The organism is Sphingomonas sp. Leaf38, from assembly GCF_001421825.1.
GTDB lineage: Bacteria > Pseudomonadota > Alphaproteobacteria > Sphingomonadales > Sphingomonadaceae > Sphingomonas.
The window spans coordinates 1,059,842-1,075,006 of the sequence record NZ_LMLD01000011.1 but is presented as its reverse complement, the minus strand read 5'-3'; the positions used below and the strand labels follow the sequence as shown (position 1 = coordinate 1,075,006).

Below are 15,165 nucleotides of genomic sequence, written 5' to 3'. Positions count from 1 at the left end.
TGCATATGTTGCAGGAATATGTCGAGGCCGACGTGACGATAATTTAATGCGAGGCCGCGCGCCGCGTCAGGAGGACGCGGCACCGCACTCCGCCGCCGTCACTCCGTCCGATCCCAGCCACCGCCAAGCGCCTTGAACAACGCCACCGTCAGCTGCCGCAACTGCGCATCACTCGCCACCAGCTGCTCGCGCGCCGCCAGCACGTCGGTCTGCGTGTTCAGCACGGTATCCTGCGCCACGAACCCGGTTTGGTACTGGGATTGCGCGGCGTTCGCGCTGCTCTGCGCATCGACGACCGCGCGCTGCAACGCCGCGTTCCGGCGGCGCTCGGCGGCGATCTGCGCGAGCGGATCCTCAACATCGCGCAGCGCCTGCAACACGGTCGAGCGATAGCGCAGATACGCCTGCTCGCGGTCTTCCTCGCGCGATTTCACGGTTGCCTTGCGGCGGCCCCAGTCAAGCAGCGGGAACTGCGCCGCACCGCTCGCCGTCAGTTGCAGGCTGTCGCCCGAGAACAGATTGCCGAGCGCGGTCGAGATCAGCTGGGTCATGCCGGTCAGGCTGAACCTGGGATACATGTCCGCCGCCGCGACGCCGATATCCGCGGTCGCGGCCGCGAGCTCGCGCTCCGCCGCGCGGACGTCAGGACGGCGACGCAACAGCTCCGATGGCAACCCGGCGGGGATCGCCGGCACGCCCAGCGGCGCAACCGACGGCGCGGCGAGTTCGCTCATCAGCGTCGCGGGCGGCTCGCCGAGCAGGATTGCCAGCGCGTGCATCCGCACGTCGACGTCCGCGCGGACCGGTTCGGCACGCGCCTCGGTCGAGGTGATCGAGGCGCGCTGGCGCGTGACGTCGATCGACGGGACCAGACCGACCTTGGCGATGTTGCCCGCGATCGTCAGCGCGCGGCGCTGGTTGGCGATCTCGCTCTCGATCGTCGCAATCTGCACCTGGTCGAGCCGCAGCGCGAAATAGGCCTGTGCGACTTCGGCCGCCAGCGTCACCGCGGCGTCGCGTTTCGACCAGACCGCGGCCTCGGTCCGCGCCCGCGCGCCTTCGGTGCTGCGCCGGACGCCGCCGAACAGGTCAAGCTCCCAGCTGGCGTCGAATCCGACCGAATAGGTTGTGATCCCGCTCCCGGGCAGCGCGATGCCCCCGGTCGAGCCGGTCCCGCCGGCCCCCGTGCCGCCGCTGAACGCGCGCGCGATCGATGAGAGGCCGGCGTTCTTGCTGAACTCGATGTGGCTTGGGCTGGCGCTGGCATTGACGCTCGGCAGTCCTTGCGAGCGCGCGACAAGCTCCTGCAACCGCGCCTGGCGCACGCGCGAGGCGGCGATCGCGATGTCGGGATTGCCCTTCAGCGCGCGCTCGACAAAGCCATCGAGTTGACGATCGCCGAATGCCGACCACCAGCGCGCCGATTCGACGGTCGCACCGACCGTGGCTTGCGGACCCACGAACGCCGACGGCACCGCGATCTCGGGCGCGACGTAATTCGGGCCGACGGTGCACCCCGCGAGCAGGGCTGCAACCGCAACCATGATGAACCGCGCACGCATCAATGCATCCCTCCCGAGGGGGCGCCGCCGGTCTTGCCGGAGCGCATGAACAATACCAGTGGCGCGACGACCAGCACGACCACCATCATCGCGCGGAACACGTCGAGAAAGGCGAGCATCGTCGCCTGTCGCTGCATCTGGCTGTAGAGAACCGCCAGAGGCGTCGTCGCATCGCCCTGCCCGCCGAACACGCTCGCCGCCTTCTCCATCCAGTCGTTGTAGTTCGGATCGAGTGGATTGAGCGTCTGCGTCAGCTCCGACTGGTGCCGCTGCAACCCGCCGGCGAGCTGGGTCTGCGCAAAGCAGATGCCGATCGTGCCGCCGAGATTGCGCGAGACGTTGAGCAAGCTCGATGCCTGCGCGGTCTGCGTCTGCTTGAGCCCGACATAGGCGATCGCGTTGATCGGCACGAACAGGAACGGCAGCGCCATCGCCTGGAACAGCCGCGCGAACGCCGCATCCGAAAACGCGATGTCCGCGCTAAGATGGCTCATGTTCCACAGCGCGAACGCCTGCACCAGCAGCGCCGGGAACAGCAGGAAGCGGACATCGACCAACCCGCTCAGCCGCCCCGCGAACGGCACCATCACGAGCGTCGCCAGACCGCCGGCGGTCAGCGCGAGGCCCGCGTCGAGCGAACTGTAGCCCAGCACCTGTTGCAGCATCTGCGGGATCAGCTGCGTCGTCCCGAACAGGATCATGCCGGTGACGCCCATCACGCCGATCGTCAGCGCGAAGTTGCGATTCTTCATCAGCTTGAGGTCGATCACCGGGTCCTTGTGGTTCAGTTCCCAGACGACGAGCGCGACCAACGACACCGCGGCAATAATCGCCGACATGACGATGAAGCCGCTCGCGAACCAGTCCTCGCGCTCGCCTCGGTCGAAGGTGAGCTCGAGAAAGCCCAGGCCCAGTGCGACCAGCGCGACGCCGACATAGTCGATCATCAGGCCGTTCTTGAACCGCTCGTCGCGATCCTTCTTCACCTGCTCAGGCTCGTCGACGAACGTCTCGACCAGGAACCAGGCGAGGATACCGACGGGCACATTGATCAGGAACACCCAGTGCCAGCTCGAATATTCGACGATGTACCCGCCCAGCGTCGGCCCGAGCACGGGGCCGACGACGACCACGATCGCGAACGCAGCGAACGCCATGCCGCGTTGCTTGGGCGGGAAGGTATCGGCGAGGATCGACTGCTCGACCGGCGCGAGTCCACCGCCGCCGATGCCCTGCAGCACGCGCGCGACGACGAGCGTGCCGATGTTCGGCGCCAGCCCGCACAGCAGCGAGGCGAGCGTGAACAACGCGATCGACATCAGGAAATAGCGCTTCCGGCCGATCGCGTCGGACAGCCAGCCCGAGATCGGGATGACGATCGCGTTGGCGACGAGGTAGCTGGTCAGCACCCATGTCGCCTGATCGGTGGTGATCGACAGCCCGCCCGAGATATGATCGAGCGCGACGTTGGCGATCGAGGTGTCGAGCACCTCCATGAAGGTCGGGATCGAGATGATCGCGACGATCAGCCACGGGCTGTACTTGCCCGCCGCCGATCGGTTCGGCGACCAGGTGTGGCCGCCGCCCGCATCGGCCTTTGCGGCCTTCGCCACCTCAGCGGACCTTGACGGTCGGCACCACCGACATGCCGGGGCCGATCGGATAGCGCTTCGGATCGGGGCCGTTCTTTGCATCGAAGACGATCCGCACGGGCACGCGCTGGACGACTTTGACGTAATTGCCCGTCGCATTCTGCGGCGGCAGCAAGGCGAACGCCTGGCCCGCGCCGCGCTGGATCGAATCGACATGACCCTTGAACTCGACACCGGGATACGCGTCGACATGAATGTCGACGGGCTGGCCGATCTTCATGAGCGTCAGCTGCGTTTCCTTGAAGTTCGCGGTCACCCACATCGTGTCGGGGACGATCGCCATCAGCTGGGTGCCGGGCGCGACATAGGAGCCGATATTGACCGAGCGGTTGACCACCTGGCCCGCAACCGGCGCGGTCAGGCGAAGGTCGCCGATCGCCACGTTCGCCTGATCGACCTGCGCACGCCGGGCGTCGATCACCGACCTGGCGGCACCGACTTGCCTGCGCGCAACCGTGATCTGCGCCGTGGCGGTATCGATCTGTTCGCGTGCCGCCGCGGCGTCCGCGGCCGTCTGGCGAGCGGTGGCCCGCGCCTGGTCGAGCTGTTGCCCGGCGACCGCGCTCGGATCGAGCCGCAGCAACGCCTCGTACCGCGCGAGGTCCTGCTGCGCCTTCACGGCGGCCGCCATCGGCACGCGGGCTTGTGCCGCAGCCTGCTGACGCTGCGCTTCGGCGGCGGTGACCTGCGCCTGCGCCTGCGCAAACTGCGCGCGCGATTGCTGCTCGTTGGCCTGCGCTTCGGCGACCTGTGCGTCGCGACCCGACGCCTTGATCACCGCGAGCAGCCGGCCGGCCTCGACATGCCGATTGTCGATATCGGCGACCTGCACCAGCGTGCCCGCGACCTGTGGCGCGAGGCGGACGATATGCGTGTCGACGAACGCGTCGTCGGTCGATTCGAACTGCCGCGCGTGGAGCCAGTACAGCACGCCGCCGATGATCAGCCCCCCGACGACGATGACCAGGATGATCCAGAACAGCGGCTTCTTGAACACCGACGGTTTCTTATTCTCGTCGGACTCCTCGGACTCATCCTGCCGATCGGTGTCGGACTGATGGTTCTCGCCATTCGGATCGCGCTTGCGGTCCTCGTCGTCATGGTCGGTGTCGGAGTGGTTCGTCTGGTCGGTCATGCCTGGCCCTGTTCTTCAGCACGCATCGAATCGAGAATGGCGTCGATATTGGCGTCGATCCGCGCCTTGATATCGAGAATGTCGGAAGCCTCGAGCGTGTCGCGCTCGAGCAGTTTGAGACAGGTCGCGCGGTTCGCACGCAACGTGATGACTTGCCCCATCAAGGTAATCGTCGCGATCCGTGCCGCGCGGACCTCGGCGTGTCCGGTCGCGATGCAGACCAGGTCGCCGAGCTTGCGCACCATCTGGCCCATCACGCCGCTGTAGATCCGCTCGAACGCCTCGCCCGGGTTCATCTGTTCGCGCAGGACGAACAGCGTCCAGTCGGCGCTCTCCGCGCTCGCCATCTTGTCCGCGAGCCGGCCGAGGATGCGGTGGATCTGCGCGCGTGCGCCGTCGGGATCATCGATGGCGATCTCAGGCGCGAGTTCGAGCGGATCGCCCATCACCGCCGACATCCGCTCGGCGATCCGGTCGGCAGCGGCGAGGTACAGCCCCTCCTTGCCGCCGTAATGATACGTGATCGACGACATCGCGGTGCCTGCCGCCGCGGCAATCCCGCGCGTGCTGGCCCCTTCGAGGCCCTTTGCACCGAATTCGCTGATCGCGATGTCGAGGAGTCGGGACTGAACCACGCGGCGGCGTTTAGTTCGATCGAACGAACGAGCCTAATGAACAAAGTGTCATGATAAGTGACACGTGTCTGGGCCGTCGCGACACAGTTATCCGTCATTAGGATATAAGTCAGGACCCAGAGTGATCGCGGGCATTCCTGCATGGCTCTGGGTCCTGACTGTCGTCAGGATGACGAGGTATTTGGCATAATGCGCCCATGATCATCAGGATGCCCGATGGATGCCAGATACAGAAACGCCGGCCTCTTCAGCGAAGAAACCGGCGTAAATCTGGTGGGCGCGACAGGGATTGAACCTGTGACCCCACCCGTGTGAAGGGTGTGCTCTACCGCTGAGCTACGCGCCCGAAACTCGTTCGGAAGCGGGCCTTTAGGCAGACTGTATCCGCCTGTCCAGCCCTTTCGATACCGATCCCTCCGATCCTCCCCCGACAAAGGGAGGACATGGAGCAGAGGATATCGCTCACCGTCGCTTCCGTCTGGCGATCGCCAGCCACCTCCCCCTGCGGAGGAGGATCATCGAGGGATTTAGTTGACCGCGTCCTTGAGGCCCTTGCCGGCCTTGAACTTCGGCTGCGTCGAAGCCTTGATCGTCATCGGCTCGCCGGTGCGCGGGTTGCGACCCGTCGATGCCTTGCGCTTGGAGATCGAGAACGTGCCGAAGCCGACCAGGCGAACCTCGTCGCCCTTCTTCAGCGACGCTTCAATCGCTTCGAAGACCGCCTCGACCGCCTTGATCGCGTCGGCCTTGACGAGTCCCGACGTGTCCGCGACCGTCGCGATCAGCTCCTGCTTGTTCATGTGTATCCCCCGGAAAAAACTCGAATCGGCCGCAATGGACTCGAGGCCGCGTCAGCGCGCAATAATGCGGCGGCTTCGCTGGGTGTCAAACGAAACCGCCGCGTCATAGTCTTTTAAAACTAATCCAGATCAGTGGTGCATCGCACCTCCGACCGGCGCGATCGGCGCTGGCGGCAATGCTGCCAGTTCGTCCGCGTCGGTCCACTCGATCGCCTCGAGCGGCTCGGTCAGTGCCAGTCGCAGCACCTCGTCGACATGGCTTACGGGGATGATCTTCAGTCCCGCCTTGATGTTCGCCGGGATCTCCGCGAGGTCCTTCTCGTTCTCCGCCGGGATCAGCACCGTCTCGATCCCGCCGCGAAGCGCGGCCAGGAGCTTCTCCTTGAGGCCACCGATCGGCAGAACGCGGCCGCGCAGGGTGACCTCGCCGGTCATCGCCACCTCGCGCCGGATCGGCACGCCGGTCAGCGTCGAGACGATCGACGTGACCATGCCGATGCCCGCCGACGGGCCATCCTTCGGCACCGCACCCTCGGGCAGATGGATATGGATATCCTTGCGCGCGAACAGGCTCGGCTTGATCCCGTAGCTGGGCGCACGTGCTTTGACGAAGCTGAACGCGGTCTCGATCGACTCCTTCATCACGTCGCCGAGCTTGCCGGTGAGCTTGGCCTGGCCCTTGCCCGCAACCGTCACGCTCTCGATCGTCAGCAATTCGCCGCCGACCTCGGTCCAGGCGAGCCCGGTGACCGCACCGATCTGGTTCTCGGTCTCGCCGAGGCCGTGACGATATTTCTGCACGCCCGCATATTCACCGACATTCTCGGGCGTGATCGTGACGCTGGTCGTCTTGTTCTCGAGGATCTGGCGCAGCGCCTTGCGGCACAGCTTGGCGATCTCGCGCTCGAGCGTGCGGACACCGGCCTCACGCGTATATTGCTGGATGAGCGTACGAAGCCCCTCCTGCGTCAGCGTGAACTCGCCCGGCTTCAGCCCGTGCGCCTCGATCTGCTTGGCCACCAGATGGCGCTCGGCGATCTCGACCTTCTCGTCCTCGGTATAGCCCTCCAGACGGATGATCTCCATGCGGTCGAGCAGCGCCTGGGGCAGGTTAAGCGAGTTCGCGGTGCACACGAACATCACGTCCGACAGGTCGATATCGACCTCGAGATAATGGTCCTGGAACTTGCCGTTCTGCTCCGGATCGAGCACCTCGAGCAGCGCCGACGCCGGATCGCCGCGGAAATCCTGGCCGAGCTTGTCGATCTCATCGAGCAGGAACAGCGGGTTCGACGTGCCGGCCTTTTTCAGGTTGGTCACGATCTTGCCCGGCAGCGAGCCGATATAGGTGCGGCGATGGCCACGGATCTCGGCTTCGTCGCGCACGCCGCCGAGCGACTGGCGGATGAACTCGCGCCCCGTCGCCTTTGCGATCGACTTGCCGAGCGAGGTCTTGCCGACACCGGGAGGGCCGACGAGGCACAGGATCGGCCCCTTCAGCTTGTTGGTGCGTGCCTGCACCGCGAGATACTCGACTATCCGGTCCTTGACCTTCTCGAGCGCGTAATGATCCTCGTCCAGCGTCACCTGCGCGGCGGCGATGTCCTTCTTGATCTTCGACTTCTTGCCCCAAGGGAGGCCAAGCAACACGTCGAGATAGTTGCGCACGACGGTCGCCTCGGCGCTCATCGGCGCCATCGTCTTGAGCTTCTTGAGCTCGGCGGTCGCCTTGCCGCGCGCTTCCTTGCTCATCTTGAGCGTCGCGATCTTCTGCGTCAGCTCGGCGATCTCGTCGCCTTCGCCCTCGCCGTCCTCGTTACCCAGTTCGCGCTGGATCGCCTTCAACTGCTCGTTGAGGTAATATTCGCGCTGCGTCTTCTCCATCTGGCGCTTGACGCGGCTCTTGATCTTCTTCTCGACCTGCAGGACGCCCAACTCGCCCTCCATCGCGGTCATCGCCATTTCGAGACGCTTGGACGGGTTGGTCTCGAGCAGGATCGCCTGCTTCTCGGCGACCTTGATCTGGACGTTCGCAATCACGGCGTCGGACAGTTTCGACGCGTCGTCGATCTCAGAAAGCTGGACCGACGTTTCCGACGAAAGCTTACGGTTGAGCTTGGCGTAATTCTCGAACTGATCGACCACGGAGCGCATCAGCGCAATCAGCTCAGGCCCCTCCACCTCGGCATCGGCGACCGGCTCGACCGTCGCGGTCAGGAACTCGCCGCTTTCGTCCAGCGTCTCCAGCGTCGCGCGCTGCTTGCCTTCGACCAGCACGCGGACGGTGCCGTCGGGCAGCTTCAACAATTGCAGCACAGTCGCGGTGACGCCCATCGAGTACAGGTCATCGCGCGCGGGATCATCCTCGGCGGGATCGACCTGCGCGACGAGGTAGATTTCCTTGTCCGCCGCCATTGCCGCCTCGAGCGCGGCAACGGACTTATCGCGACCGACGAACAGCGGCACGATCATGTGCGGGAAGACGACGATGTCGCGAAGGGGAAGGACGGGGTACTGGGTCATGAACGCTCCGGTGGGTGCCTGCATGGGGGCATTATTGAGTCTTATATGGTGAGGATGAACCGTCCATCAATTGGTTCGCGGTGGGATCGGTATTTGTAGGGACGGACGCTGCCTCACCCGATCCGTCACCGGGGGCCTGTCTTGAGGCTGAGGGTGCCGCAACGCACGTCTTTCCCGTGGACGCCGGAACGAACGCGGCATGACGGAGGGGGGCTTGTCTCACCTCGACCGCCGCGCGAGAACACCGGCCGTGATGTCCCGTCTCCTTCTTGCCGCTGGCGCCACCGCGCTTCTCGCCGCCGCCCCGCTCCCCAAGAAGGGCGAACCGGCGATCACCGCGCAGACGCAGCGGTCCGGCGGCGTGCTGACTCCCGAGCAGACCGCGCTCACGCTTGACAGCGCGGACCTTGCGTTCGAGGTGCTACCCGAGACGGAAAGCCTCAACGGCGTCGCCACGTTGGTCTTTACCGCGAAGGCCCCCCTCACCCTCCTGCCGATCGACCTCGATCGCAATCTGCCGGTTAGCGCGATCGCGATCGACGGCGTGCCGCTGGCGCCGACGGCGTGGAGCAATCCGGAGGGGCGGTTGACGATCACGCTCCCCAAGCCGGTCGCGGCCGGCGGCAACGTGACCGCAAAGATCACCTATGGCGGCACGCCGCATGTCGCGGTGAAAGCGCCGTGGGACGACGGGATGGTCTGGTCGAAGACACCCGATGGCCGCACCTGGTTTGCGACCACCGCGGAAGGCTATGGCTGCGACCTGTTCTGGCCGTGCCTCGATTTCCCGACCGGCGAGCCGGCGCTGGTGACGCTCCACATCACCGTGCCCAAGGGCTTGAAGGCACCGTCGAACGGCGTGCTGCTCGGCGTCGATACGCTGACGGACGGTCGGACGACGTGGAACTGGCGAGCCAAGCATCCCAACACCTACGGCATAGCGCTGAACGTCGGGCCGTATGAGGAGATCAGCGGCACGTACAAGAGCCGGTTCGGCAACAGCATTCCGATGTTCTACTGGTATCTGCCGGGCGAGAAGGCGCAGGCCGAGAAGCTGTTCGCAGAGTTCGCGCCGACGCTCGATTTCTTCGAAAGCATGATCGGGCCCTACCCGTTCGGCGACGAGAAGCTTGGCGTGGTCGAGACGCCGCACAAGGGCATGGAGCACCAGACGATCAACGCGTACGGCAACGACTATGCCAAGGCGCCGGAAGGGTTCGACTGGCTGTTCCAGCACGAATTCGCGCATGAATGGTTCGGCAACCAGCTGACCGCCGCGAACTGGGACGATTACTGGCTGCACGAGGGATACGGCACCTACATGCAGCCGCTCTACGGCCAGTGGCGCGAGGGGCGTGCGCGCTACGCGGCGATGATGCAGACCGAGCGGACCTCGATCATGAATCTGAAGCCCATCACGCAGCAGCGCATCAGCACCGAGGAAGAGGTGTACGAACTCGACAAGGGCGGCGCGGGCCAGGACATCTACTATAAGGGTTCGTGGATGCTCCACACGCTGCGGTCGCTGATCGGCGACAAGGCGTTCTTCGATGTCACGCGGCTGGCGGTGTACGGGCGGGCGGACCCCAAGCCGGGGAACTTCAAGCCGCGGTTCGGGTCGACCAAGGAGTATGAAGCGCTCGTCCGCAAGGTCACGGGGAAGGACTATGGCTGGTTCTTCGACGTGTATCTCCGCCAGGCAGCCCTCCCCGATCTGGTAGAGACCCGGACCGGAAACGTGCTGACGTTGACGTGGAAGGTGCCCGGCAATGGCGCGTTCCCGCTGCCGGTCCAGGTACAGGTCGACGGCAAGACGCGGACGGTGCCGATGACCGGCGGGAAGGCGAGCCTGTCGGTCCCGGCGGGGGCGCATGTCGTGATCGACCCGGACGCACTGGTGCTCCGCCGCAGTCTCGCGCTCGAAGACGTGGCCGCCTGGAAAGCCGCGCAAGCCGCAAAGGCCAAGTCGCAATGATCACGCCGCCGTTCCCCCGCGAAGGCGGGGGTCCACAAATCACAAACGCCGCCGTGCGTAACCCTGGGCTCTCGCGGGCGCAGGAGAACATCTGGCCAGCGCGCGCGGCAGAGATGGCCGCGATCTTCATGGTCGGCGACGGCCTGATCGGCCTGCTCCAGCCGCGCCGCCACGTCGATCTTTGGAAAGACGACGCGCTCGGCACGGAAAAGCTGGTGTCCCCCTTCATCGATCGCCCCGGTCGTCGACGCCTGTATGCAGTGGTGCAGATCGCCGCAGGCCTCGCCTTGGCGGCACGCCAGAGACCATGAGGGTCGCGGGCTGGTCCTTGCTGCTGGCGTTAGCGCTCGTGGGATGCGGCGCGGCGCCAGACGCGGCATCGACCAGCCAGATCGCGCGCGGCGAGCGCGTCTTCCGCCGCTGCACCGCATGCCACACGATCGGACGCTATGCAGGCGATACCGATGGCCCCAATCTCTACGGTGTACTGGGCGGCCCCGTCGGCGAGCGCCGCCCGCGCTTTGCCTATACGGCCGGACTGAAGGCGCTCGGCGGGACGTGGGACGCCGCGCGGATGGACCAATGGCTCGCCAACCCGCGCCGGATGGTCCCGGGCACGACGATGGCGTTCGCAGGCCTCGCCGACCCGAAGGACCGCGCCGACGTCATCGCCTATCTGGAGACGCAGCGCCCCTGACGCGTCACGGCACCACGGTCGTGAACAGATAGGCGGCAAAGATCACGAGATGGACGACGCCCTGCAACACCGTCGTCCGCCCGGTGCCGAGCGACAGCGTCGCGACGAACAGCGACAGCGCGAGCAACGTCATGCTCTTGGCGTCGATCCCCAGCGCGATCGGCAGGTCGAGCACCAGCGACACGATCGCCACGCTCGGGATCGTCAGCCCGATCGTCGCCAGCGCCGAGCCGAGCGCGAGGTTGAGACTCGTCTGCAACCGGTTGCGCCGTGCCGACTTGTACGCGGCCAGGCTCTCAGGCGCGAGCACCAGCGCGGCGATCACTACGCCGACCACGGTCAGCGGCAAGCCGGCCCCGAGCACCGCCGCCTCGATCGTCGGCGACAATGTCTTGGCGAGCAGCACCACCGAGACGAGCGCCACGAGTAACGCGACGAACGCGACTCCCGTCGCACGACGCGACGGCGGTGCGGCATGATCGTCCTTGTCGTCGGTCAAGGGCAGGAAATAGTCGCGGTGGCGCACCGTCTGCACCAGCACGAACGTGCCGTAGAGGATCAGCGAGACGACCGCGACGAACAGCAGCTGAGACGCCGCATAGGTCGGACCCGCGGTCGACGAGGTGTAGTTCGGCAGGATCAGCGACAGCACCGCCATCGCGGCGAGCACGCCAAGCGCGGCGGTCATGCCCTTCAACGTGAAGCGCTGCTCGTGATGCCGCACCGCGCCCGCCAGCAGGCAGAGGCCGATAATGAAGTTTAGGATGATCATGATCGCCGCGAACACCGTGTCGCGCGCCAGCGTGGTGGCATCGCCCGCGTTCGACAGCATCAGCGAGACGATCAGCGACACCTCGATCACCGTGACCGCGATCGCGAGGACGAGCGTGCCGAACGGTTCGCCCACCTTGTGCGCGATCACCTCGGCATGATGCACCGCCGCCAGCACGCTGCCGATCAGCACGATCACCGCCGCCGCCGTGCCGAGCACGCCCATCTTGGCCAGCCCGATGAGGATGGCAACGAGGCCCAGCCCTGGCGCCACGAGCGTCCAGATCGGGAGCGCCAGACGGTCGGGCATGGTTTCCGCTACGTGTTCCTTCGGTCGGTCGGCCGCTTCGATCGTCATGCACGCTCCTTCGTTTCACGTACCCAACGAATGCGTGACGACCAATAAGGGTCCGATTGGAGCCGATTGTGTGCGAGTCGGGTTCGGGTAGATTGGCCGGATGCTGCCCCCCGATCTTCGCCAAACGCTCGTCATGGTGGCGCAGACGATGCGCGACGCGCGCGATCCTTGGTGGGTGATTTCCAGCGCGGCGGTGGCGCTTCACGGGGTGGCGGCGATCACAGTCGCCGACGTCGATGTTCTGATGAGCGTCGAGGATGCCTTGCGTGTGCTGGCGCAACTGAGGGTCGCGCCGGCGAAGGCGGCGGCAAGCCCGGTGTTCCGGTCGGCGGTGTTCGGCCAGTGGACGGCGCCGCCGCTGGTGGTCGAGATCATGGCGGGGTTTCATGTCGCGACCGCGTCGGGATGGACAAAGGTGCTTCCGAGGACCCGCGTGCCGATCCGGGTGGAAGAGGCCATCGTCTATGTGCCGCGTCGTGACGAACTGGCCGAGATGCTCAGGCTGTTCGGGCGTCCGAAGGATCTGGAGCGGGTTCGGCTGCTGACCGCGCAATCCTAGCGGCAACCCCAACCCCGCCCTCCCCGAAGCGATGGAGGTCCAACGCTCTGCCACACCCCCCGTCCGTCATCCTGACGAAAGTCAGGATCCAGAGCCACAAAGACCCCCGTTCGGTATCCTGGGTCCTGACTTTCGTCAGGATGACGGAGGGCGAGTTTGCGGACGAGATCACACCCCAAACGAAAAAGGGCGCCGATCGCTCGACGCCCTTCCCCAATCGCAAACCAGCCGAGCCTTATGCCGCGTCGCCGGTCTTCTTCTTCTCGGCATAGACGCGGATCGGTTCCTTGCGGCCCTCGATCACGTCCTTGTCGATCATCACCTCGTCGACGCCGTCCATGCCGGGCAGGTCGAACATCGTGTCGAGCAGGATGCTCTCGAGGATCGAACGAAGCCCGCGCGCACCGGTCTTGCGTTCGATGCCCTTCTTGGCGACCGAGACCAGCGCGTCGTCGGTAAAGCCGAGCGCGACGTCCTCCATCTCGAACAGCTTCTGGTACTGCTTGACCAGCGCGTTCTTCGGCTCCTTCAGGATCTTCACCAGCGCGTCGACATCGAGATCCTCGAGCGTCGCGATGACCGGCAGACGACCGACGAACTCGGGGATGAGCCCGAACTTGAGCAGATCCTCAGGCTCGACGGACTTCAACGTCTCGCCCGTCTTGCGCTCGTCCGGCCCGGCGACATAGGCGCCGAAGCCGATCGACTTGCCCTGCAGACGATCGCCGATGATCTTCTCGAGACCCGAGAACGCACCGCCACAGATGAACAGGATGTTCGTCGTGTCCACCTGCAGGAACTCCTGCTGCGGATGCTTGCGACCACCCTGCGGAGGAACGCTCGCGGTCGTCCCTTCCATCAGCTTGAGCAGTGCCTGCTGCACGCCCTCGCCCGACACGTCGCGCGTGATGGACGGGTTCTCGGCCTTGCGGCTGATCTTGTCGATCTCGTCGATATACACGATCCCGCGCTGCGCCCGCTCGACGTTGTAGTCGGAGGCCTGGAGCAGCTTGAGGATGATGTTCTCGACATCCTCGCCGACATAGCCGGCTTCGGTCAGCGTCGTCGCATCGGCCATCGTAAACGGCACGTCGAGGATGCGGGCGAGCGTCTGCGCGAGCAGAGTCTTGCCGCAACCGGTCGGCCCGACGAGCAGGATGTTCGACTTGGACAACTCGACATCGGCACCCTTCGCGCCGTGGTTGAGCCGCTTGTAGTGATTGTGCACCGCCACCGACAGGACGCGCTTGGCGCGCTTCTGGCCGATCACGTAATCGTCGAGAACGTCGCAGATCTCCTGCGGAGTCGGCACGCCGCCGTCCTTCTTGGACACCAGCGCCGACTTCGTCTCCTCACGGATGATGTCGTTGCATAGCTCGACGCACTCGTCGCAGATGAAGACCGTCGGCCCGGCGATCAACTTGCGGACCTCGTGCTGCGACTTGCCGCAGAACGAGCAATAGAGGGTGCTCTTCGAGTCGCCACCGCTCAGCTTCGTCATTCAATCACCTCTCGCGCATGTCGGTGCACGTGCCGTTTCCGGGGCCGCTACCGTAACGTACCCCGGAGTTCCTACAATCAAATAAACCGGCGGGATTTACGATTCGCCCCGTGCCGGCCCCGCTTGAGCGGGCTTTACGCAGGTTTAGCCGTGTCGTCCGCAGGGGCGGGACGCTTGTCGAACACCTCGTCGACCAGGCCAAAATCCTTCGCTTCGTTCGCTTCGAGGAACGTATCGCGGTCCATCCGGCGCTCGATCTCTTCGATCGGCTGGCCGGTATATTGCGCGTACAGTTCGTTCATGCGCTTGCGGATCCGCAGGATCTCGCGCGCCTGGATCTCGATGTCGCTGGCCATGCCCTGTGCACCACCCGATGGCTGATGGATCATGATGCGCGCGTTGGTCATCGCGACTCGCATGCCCGGCTCACCGCTTGCGAGCAGGAAGCTGCCCATCGAGGCGGCCTGGCCGATGCACACCGTGCCGACGCGCGGGCGGATGTACCGCATCGTGTCGTGGATCGCCATGCCCGCCGTGACGACACCGCCCGGCGAGTTGATGTACATGAAGATGTCCTTCTTCGGGTTCTCGGACTCGAGGAAGAGCAGCTGTGCGGTGATCAGCGAGGCCATGCCGTCCTCGACGCCACCGGTCACGAAGATGATGCGCTCGCGGAGCAGGCGCGAGAAGATGTCGAACGAGCGCTCGCCGCGGTTCGACTGCTCGATAACGATGGGAACCAGGCCTGCTTGCGTCTGCTGCAGGCCGAGCCCGGCGCTGGCCAATGGGCTAGCAAAGTCGCCGGTCTCGAACGGATTGTGCATGGAAATCTCTCTTATGCCCCAGTGAACCGCCAACATCGGCGCTCGCAACGGGGAGTTCAAGCCCTGCCCGCCCTCGCCCCTGCGCGGATCGGCTGTCCCAGGCAGAGGCCAAACGATCCTCCCCCGCCAGGGGGAGGTGGCGCCAAAGGCGTCGGAGGCGGAGGACACGCAAC

General features: G+C 65.4%; 13 protein-coding genes and 1 tRNA gene. 4 read left to right on the top strand and 10 right to left on the bottom strand.

What is annotated here, in order from left to right:
- Window positions 1–98: 98 nt before the first annotated feature.
- The 7 genes from ASE88_RS12275 to lon form a co-directional block, all read right to left on the bottom strand.
- Window positions 99–1,562 (bottom strand): efflux transporter outer membrane subunit, encoded by a 1,464-nt coding sequence (locus ASE88_RS12275; protein ID WP_056478306.1) that lies wholly within the window; start codon window positions 1,560–1,562, stop codon window positions 99–101.
- Complete coding sequence (locus ASE88_RS12270) at window positions 1,562–3,175, bottom strand: DHA2 family efflux MFS transporter permease subunit (RefSeq protein ID WP_056478305.1); 1,614 nt, start codon at window positions 3,173–3,175, stop codon at window positions 1,562–1,564. Before ASE88_RS12270 ends, ASE88_RS12275 begins: the two co-directional genes overlap by 1 nt.
- Before the next feature lies 1 nt (window position 3,176).
- Window positions 3,177–4,349, bottom strand: a complete 1,173-nt coding sequence (locus ASE88_RS12265; protein WP_056478304.1) for an HlyD family secretion protein — start codon at window positions 4,347–4,349, stop codon at window positions 3,177–3,179.
- Window positions 4,346–4,984: a CerR family C-terminal domain-containing protein gene (locus tag ASE88_RS12260; RefSeq protein ID WP_055872707.1), complete on the bottom strand. Its 639-nt coding sequence runs from the start codon at window positions 4,982–4,984 to the stop codon at window positions 4,346–4,348. The genes ASE88_RS12265 and ASE88_RS12260 overlap by 4 nt, the downstream gene beginning before the upstream one ends.
- Window positions 4,985–5,255: 271 nt before the next feature.
- Window positions 5,256–5,330: transfer RNA gene (locus tag ASE88_RS12255), tRNA-Val, on the bottom strand.
- A gap of 181 nt (window positions 5,331–5,511) precedes the next feature.
- Window positions 5,512–5,784 carry an HU family DNA-binding protein gene (locus ASE88_RS12250; RefSeq protein WP_055872709.1) on the bottom strand — a complete coding sequence of 91 codons (273 nt, stop codon included), beginning with the start codon at window positions 5,782–5,784 and terminating at the stop codon, window positions 5,512–5,514.
- Window positions 5,785–5,913: 129 nt separating this feature from the next.
- Entirely contained in the window at window positions 5,914–8,307 is a 2,394-nt protein-coding gene (lon, locus tag ASE88_RS12245; RefSeq protein ID WP_056479468.1) for an endopeptidase La, read from the bottom strand.
- Between the two features lie 253 nt (window positions 8,308–8,560).
- Between lon and ASE88_RS12240 the strand changes: the two genes are divergently transcribed.
- Genes ASE88_RS12240 through ASE88_RS12230 form a run of 3 tightly spaced genes read left to right on the top strand, consistent with a single transcriptional unit; the run spans window position 8,561 to window position 10,979 of the window.
- On the top strand, window positions 8,561–10,282 hold the full coding sequence (locus ASE88_RS12240; RefSeq protein WP_056478303.1) for a M1 family metallopeptidase: 1,722 nt from the start codon (window positions 8,561–8,563) through the stop codon (window positions 10,280–10,282).
- Entirely contained in the window at window positions 10,279–10,593 is a 315-nt protein-coding gene (locus ASE88_RS19540) for a hypothetical protein (protein ID WP_235525507.1), read from the top strand. Before ASE88_RS12240 ends, ASE88_RS19540 begins: the two co-directional genes overlap by 4 nt.
- Window positions 10,594–10,610: 17 nt before the next feature.
- Complete coding sequence (locus tag ASE88_RS12230) at window positions 10,611–10,979, top strand: c-type cytochrome (protein WP_235527925.1); 369 nt, start codon at window positions 10,611–10,613, stop codon at window positions 10,977–10,979.
- A gap of 4 nt (window positions 10,980–10,983) precedes the next feature.
- On the opposite strand, the gene ASE88_RS12225 is transcribed toward ASE88_RS12230, so the two are convergent.
- The gene (locus tag ASE88_RS12225) at window positions 10,984–12,108 is read right to left on the bottom strand and encodes a calcium:proton antiporter (protein WP_156357013.1); all 1,125 of its coding nucleotides are present in this window, start codon (window positions 12,106–12,108) and stop codon (window positions 10,984–10,986) included.
- A gap of 148 nt (window positions 12,109–12,256) precedes the next feature.
- Here ASE88_RS12225 and ASE88_RS12220 point away from each other — a divergent pair, with 148 nt between their 5' ends.
- Window positions 12,257–12,667 carry a hypothetical protein gene (locus ASE88_RS12220; RefSeq protein WP_056479460.1) on the top strand — a complete coding sequence of 137 codons (411 nt, stop codon included), beginning with the start codon at window positions 12,257–12,259 and terminating at the stop codon, window positions 12,665–12,667.
- Window positions 12,668–12,902: 235 nt separating this feature from the next.
- On the opposite strand, the gene clpX is transcribed toward ASE88_RS12220, so the two are convergent.
- Together clpX and ASE88_RS12210 are read right to left on the bottom strand one after the other, a co-directional pair.
- Window positions 12,903–14,168 (bottom strand): ATP-dependent Clp protease ATP-binding subunit ClpX, encoded by a 1,266-nt coding sequence (gene clpX, locus ASE88_RS12215; protein ID WP_056048170.1) that lies wholly within the window; start codon window positions 14,166–14,168, stop codon window positions 12,903–12,905.
- Between the two features lie 134 nt (window positions 14,169–14,302).
- Window positions 14,303–14,992, bottom strand: coding sequence for an ATP-dependent Clp protease proteolytic subunit (locus ASE88_RS12210; RefSeq protein WP_056411324.1), 690 nt, complete (start codon window positions 14,990–14,992; stop codon window positions 14,303–14,305).
- Window positions 14,993–15,165 lie beyond the last annotated feature (173 nt).